Origin of the sequence: Kaistella sp. (genome assembly GCF_049588135.1) — a bacterium.
GTDB lineage: Bacteria > Bacteroidota > Bacteroidia > Flavobacteriales > Weeksellaceae > Kaistella.
The window spans coordinates 1-5,558 of record NZ_JBAVFG010000138.1 but is presented as its reverse complement, the minus strand read 5'-3'; the positions used below and the strand labels follow the sequence as shown (position 1 = coordinate 5,558).

Annotated in this window: 8 protein-coding genes; 2 read left to right on the top strand and 6 right to left on the bottom strand. The window is 32.2% G+C overall.

The genetic code is table 11. The features are described 5' to 3' along the window. From WBY99_RS08120 to WBY99_RS08100, 5 genes are all read right to left on the bottom strand, one after another. Positions 1 to 590, bottom strand: a 590-nt coding sequence (locus tag WBY99_RS08120) for a PRTRC system protein B (protein ID WP_423975831.1), incomplete at its 3' end; no start/stop codon positions are given. Between the two features lie 59 nt (positions 591 to 649). Further along, positions 650 to 1,831: a hypothetical protein gene (locus WBY99_RS08115; RefSeq protein ID WP_423975830.1), complete on the bottom strand. Its 1,182-nt coding sequence runs from the start codon at positions 1,829 to 1,831 to the stop codon at positions 650 to 652. A gap of 78 nt (positions 1,832 to 1,909) precedes the next feature. Continuing rightward, entirely contained in the window at positions 1,910 to 2,128 is a 219-nt protein-coding gene (locus WBY99_RS08110) for a PRTRC system protein C (RefSeq protein ID WP_423975829.1), read from the bottom strand. Between the two features lie 37 nt (positions 2,129 to 2,165). Beyond that, positions 2,166 to 2,693, bottom strand: coding sequence for a PRTRC system protein E (locus WBY99_RS08105; protein WP_423975828.1), 528 nt, complete (start codon positions 2,691 to 2,693; stop codon positions 2,166 to 2,168). Between the two features lie 65 nt (positions 2,694 to 2,758). Further along, positions 2,759 to 3,154, bottom strand: a complete 396-nt coding sequence (locus tag WBY99_RS08100) for a single-stranded DNA-binding protein (RefSeq protein WP_423975827.1) — start codon at positions 3,152 to 3,154, stop codon at positions 2,759 to 2,761. Positions 3,155 to 3,729: 575 nt separating this feature from the next. Here WBY99_RS08100 and WBY99_RS08095 point away from each other — a divergent pair. Next, the gene (locus tag WBY99_RS08095) at positions 3,730 to 4,218 is read left to right on the top strand and encodes a helix-turn-helix transcriptional regulator (RefSeq protein WP_282905215.1); all 489 of its coding nucleotides are present in this window, start codon (positions 3,730 to 3,732) and stop codon (positions 4,216 to 4,218) included. Between the two features lie 9 nt (positions 4,219 to 4,227). Further along, positions 4,228 to 4,878 carry a nucleotidyl transferase AbiEii/AbiGii toxin family protein gene (locus WBY99_RS08090; protein WP_423975826.1) on the top strand — a complete coding sequence of 217 codons (651 nt, stop codon included), beginning with the start codon at positions 4,228 to 4,230 and terminating at the stop codon, positions 4,876 to 4,878. Positions 4,879 to 4,899: 21 nt separating this feature from the next. On the opposite strand, the gene WBY99_RS08085 is transcribed toward WBY99_RS08090, so the two are convergent. Further along, positions 4,900 to 5,558: toprim domain-containing protein (locus WBY99_RS08085; RefSeq protein WP_423975825.1), on the bottom strand; the 659-nt coding region annotated here is incomplete at its 5' end.

The window sequence follows — 5,558 nt, the reverse complement described above, 5'->3', positions numbered from 1 at the left end:
AAATAATGCTCCCAACTTTCGGTAAATTCTTCAAGTGAAGTAGAATTTTTAATTCTTACATCCACCGTTCCCATACAAACATTTCCGTTTTCATAAACATTAAAAAATGGAGCGTGGAAAAGTAACGTACTTTCATCGGGACGTTGGTCGATTTCTAAAGCGAAAATTTTCAAATTCTGTTTATTTGCAATCCAAAGAAGTGGCGGAACATTTGCTTTTCCGTTGGGAATATTCAGATTTTTCACAAAAAACAAATCTCTTTCCTGTTCTTGGGTAAACCAAATTACTTTTCCATTTTCAGAAGAATCAGTAAACAAAATACTTGGAGAAATAATACCTTTCGGTTTCAAAAAATCTTTATCCTTTTTATTTTGAATATTCAGCGTTTTTGAAAGTCTTTGTGCCTCTCTCACGGTCAAAGGATGAGCGTTGATGGGATTTCCATTTTCGTCCATATCGAAAAATTCCACATAAGTTTCGCGATTAGGATTTTCAGTTTGATAAAAAACCAATGCCGATTTTGGGTGATAAAGTATCCCGAAATTGTTGCTAATATCAATGATTTCGTTTTTTGTTTTATCGTTTTCCATATCGTTAATTTTTATTTTTTTGGGATTTATTTAATGAAATACATTCATTTTTTTTGAAATTAACTTCCTAATAATATTGAAAGTTGAATTAAAATCTCAAACAGACGGTTTTCAAAATCAAGGTTATTTTTGGTAATATCACTTCCGTTGAAAGCTTTAAAAATCATTGGTTCTTGTAATTCTGCATATTCATTAAACTCATTATTTACACAATCAATAAGATTTTGATAAACCCATCCTTTATCATCAGCAAAAAAAGAAACATATTTATCCATTGAAACAACCGTTTCTTCATCATAATATTCATCTTCCTCCGCATTTTCCTGCTTCGGAACATTATTAAAATGAGCATTTCGGAAATAACATTCTTCGGGATAATCATTATAAAGTTGAAGTGCCTTTTTTGAAAGTTGAAAGCATTCTTCATCAAAATCGTCTTTGGGTTTAAATTTTTCAAGCCGTTTCCCAAATATTTCTAAATTTTTGCGGTGCGAAATTTTCTGTTCCATTAAATCACCAATAATTTCCGCTTGTTGAAGTTCTTTTTTGTAGAGATGGTTTTCGTCTATTTCTTCATCCTCTTCAAGCCAATCCGTCAGCATTTCGTAATTCCAATACAGATAAGAATTTTCTTGTCGGAAGTAAGGAATATCAGCATTTCGGTACAAATAAGCACAAACAGACAAAAGCAATTGAGCCGATTTTTTCCGTTGCTTATTTTTCAAAATTTTGTAAAGCGGAATAACAGGAATGTAAAAAAGGTTCGAACCAGAATTGCATCTTTCTTCGCTGATGAAATAGGTTTTGTTCTCTTTCTGAATTAATCGAATATTATCCCAATTTTCGATTTTATTTTTCAATTGTTTTTCCACATCAAACAGTGAAAGTGTAATATTATACGGATATTCAAACTCTTTTGTCGGCATTGGGTTTATTCCATAGTGATTTGCCAATCGGGAAAGAGATTGGTAAAAATCCCTTTCCATTTTGGTAATTTTTCTGCCATTTTGTTGAGTTGTTTCAGTTTCATATTCTTTTAGTTTTGGCAGAAAAGTAGTTTTCAAAAAACCATTGGAAGTTGAGTTATCGGAACTGATTTCCTTTGGTCTTTTTGGATTTCTGAAGTGTCTTTTTCCTGTTTCATCCAATCTGTAAATTCTCCCAATTGTCGGTGAAGTTGTTTCTGTTTTTTTTCTTCGGGTGGTTTTATTAATCCTGATATGGTTTTGGGTTGCATTCATTTTTATTTTGCTGTTAATTATTGGCAAATGGCGGTTGGCTTTAATACTAATTGTTAAAAGCCAACCGCAATAAACCTGTTATCCTTTTGTTCCCATCACACTTTCAAATTTGTATTGAATCGTATCATCTTTAATTTGTGGTGCAGAAACTTTGGCGATGGTTAGAATTGGGTAAGTATTGGAATAAAAATTCATCACGGATTCTACACTCCATTTCGGTTCGGGGTCAGTCAATCGGATTTCCTGTCCTTTATCTTTGAGTATAAAAACTCTTTCTAATTGCGTTGCTAATAACATATTTAGGTTTTAGGGATTAGGTTTTTGAAATGAGGATTTAGGGTTGATTTTCAGTAAAAAGACTTGGTGCAAAATGACTTTCGTATTCATCTTGTTTTTTGCGAATAATTTCAGCGTATTCGGGATATTCCGAACCTTTCGGAAGAACAGACCACGCTTCTTTATATTTACCCTCTTTTTCAAGTTCCTCGGCTTTCTGTAATGATTCGTTGTACTTTTTGTCTTTGGTCTCCTTTTCTTTTTTCTCCTTGTCGGATCTCTCCTTTTCCATTGCCGATTTCTTTTTGGCTACTTCAAGTTGTTTCATAAAACTTTCCATATCCACCATTAATCCCGAAGCGGTTTGTAAAGGCTGTGTTATACTTTCGAAAAAACCGTTGTCTAAATCTTCCGCTGTTCCTCTTAAATTAAGTGGCGGAATGGTCTTCCTCGCTTCATCACCACACCGCTCGTTTTTGAGCAGTACGGAAACTACATAATTATTTTCTGTGGTTTGCGTTAATGTAATTTGTAAATCGCCTGTAAGATTGATATTGGCGATTTGTCTAAAAAAATTGGTTTGCATTTTCGTTAAATTTTAGATTAAAAACTTTGAATTTTAGATGATTTTTTCTGTTTAATTGATGAAAATTAAAAAGGTAAATCATCATCTGTTTCTTCTTGTGTAACTGCGGTTTTCTTCAATTTTGAAAATGGTATATCTTCTACTTCCGAATTCTTACCACCACCGTGTAATTTGATATTTGAGGTATGGAAATTCAATCCCGAACGGATTTCGCCGTCCTTTCCAATCCATGCACTCGAACTTGCTCTGCCAGTTAACTCGACCAAAGCTCCTTTGTTAAGGATTTTTGCGACATTTGGACTTATCCAATAGGAGCAATTGTAATAAGTCGTTTGCTCTACACGCTCACCTTGTTTGTTTTTGTAGCTGTCGTTGATGGCTACTGAGAAATTCACAACTTGTTTGTCGTTTTTCAACGTGTTGATTTCTGCGTTTTTGGTAATTCTTCCAATGATGTTCATAATGTTTTGTTTTTGATTGTTAATACTTATTTTTTTTCAGTTGAAATTTTTCGATTAAATTGATTTGGTTTCGAGGACACTCGGTTTTTTTCTTTTTTATGCTTTTTTCAAATTAGAAAAGCATTATTTATCGTTGTTTCGTTTGATAATTTTCATTGATGTAAAAGAGCAACTGTGATTGAATTGATTCGTATAACTGAGGTTCCGGCTTTTTCTTTGCCCATGATTATAGGAAAGTATCAGGCACACAAAACCCGATTCAGTTCTCTTAATTGAATACATGTTTTGAATCGGGCTTGAAATCTTTTTGTCCGTAGGATTTAGGAGTGTCTGGGAAAATTGTCGGAGCGAAGTGGAGAGAATTTTTTTAGAAACCCAAAAAGATTTTTTTGAGTGAATGATGCTTTCCTACATTTGCAATAGTAAAAAGCCAGACCTGAGTTAGAAGCTGATTTAACAAGTAATATTGATCTGCAATATTTTGAAAAAAAAACATGATAAGAAATGTTTTTCCATGAATAATTAAATCAAATCTGCTTTTATAAAATGTAAACAAATTTGTTTATATTTGTAGTATGAATTCACAACTTATAAAATACAAAGGCATCCATCCGGGAATTATTCTTGAGCGAGAACTACAAAAACGTTCGCTCAAAAAGAGACCTTTTGCCATAGCTGTGGGCGAATATCCTCAAACATTTAATGAGATAACAAAAGGAAGAAGAAATATCCCTGTTTCTTTAGCTTTAAAAATAGAAAAAGAATTGCAGCTGGAAGAAGGAACAATTGTCATTCTTCAGAGTTATTACGAAATATGGAAAGAAAAAGAAAAAATACAAAACCACAGTCCTAACCTTTCTATTCTCCGAAAATCCTTATTTTGGGATACAGACATTAATCAAATAGATTGGGACAAACAATATCAGGCGGTTATCCATCGTATTTTTGAACGTGGAAACGAAGAAGAAAAGACGGAAATTTCGCGTTTTTATGGTCAACAGAAAATCAATACCGCTCTTCATTCTAAAAAGACGAAGCCAATGCAACTTCATCCAATTTCTTAATTCTGTACTATGTTGTATTATAACACAGTAAATGATGTACTGAAAAACAGTCTTCAAATCCTTATGGAATCTGATGTTTTTGAAAATTTCAGATTGGTAGGCGGAACAGCTTTAAGTTTGCAATTGGGACACCGGATTTCGGTGGATATTGATTTATTCAGCGATTTGCAATATGGAAGCATTGATTTTGAAAAAATTGATCTCTTTCTCAAAAGTAATTTTGCTTACATCGATACTTTTTCTGAATTGGAACCTGCAATGGGGAAATCTTATTTCATCGGAACTGACAAAGAAAATACGGTTAAACTGGATTTGTATTATACCGATTCTTATATACAACCTGCAAAAATAGAAGATGAAATTCGATTTGCAACGATAGAGGAAATCATTGCAATGAAAATTGACGTGGTACAAAGAGGTGGACGAAAAAAAGATTTTTGGGATCTGCATGAAGTTCTTCCTGATTACAGTATTAATAAAATGCTGGAACTCCATCTGCAACGTTATCCATACAGCCACGACAAAGAATTAATTTTAGAAAATTTCACCAATTTCATTCTTGCAGATGATGATTTCAATCCTATTTGTCTTCATGGAAAACATTGGGAATTTATAAAAGATGATTTTGAAGAAGCCATTTTGAAATATAAAGAGCTATAAACTTGTTTTCAATTTGGTCTCTTATTTTTTTGTGCAAAACCACTCATTCAAATCCTTAAAACCCAAGTACAATAAAGAGCAATCCTCAACATTTTTATACTTTTTTTGAGTAATTTCCTTGGTCGTTTTTCCATTTGCATCATTGTCCAAAAAAAGTGAAATTTTATCATATTTTTTCAAAATTTCGTCAACTTTAAAAAGCATTGCTGTAGAATTTAGAATCAGATAATCTGAATTAAAATTTTCTATTTTCTCAATATTTCGGTAAGTTAGATAATCGAAAAAACCTTCAAAAACGACAATTTCTCTGTTCTTATTTCTTTCATTTTCAATTAAAGTAACATCCTTTTTACCTAAGCAAATTTTAGAATATTTATTTCGGATTTCCACTCCTTCAGTACTATTAAAAAAACCGATTCCGAAATATTTCTTACCATTCAATATATACTCAATTTCTTGCACTAAATCTTTTTGTTCATGCACTTTTCTGGATTTTAAATATTGGATTAATGCAGGATGCTGAATTTCACTCAATTTAATTATAGAATAATTTTTGCTTCGGTCGCTTTCTTCAATTCTGTCATTTTTTTGAATAGAAAAATCAAATTTCTTCAAATATTTCAGCGCATCTGAAACAGAACATTGATTTATTTGCTGAACAATTGAGATCACATCATAAC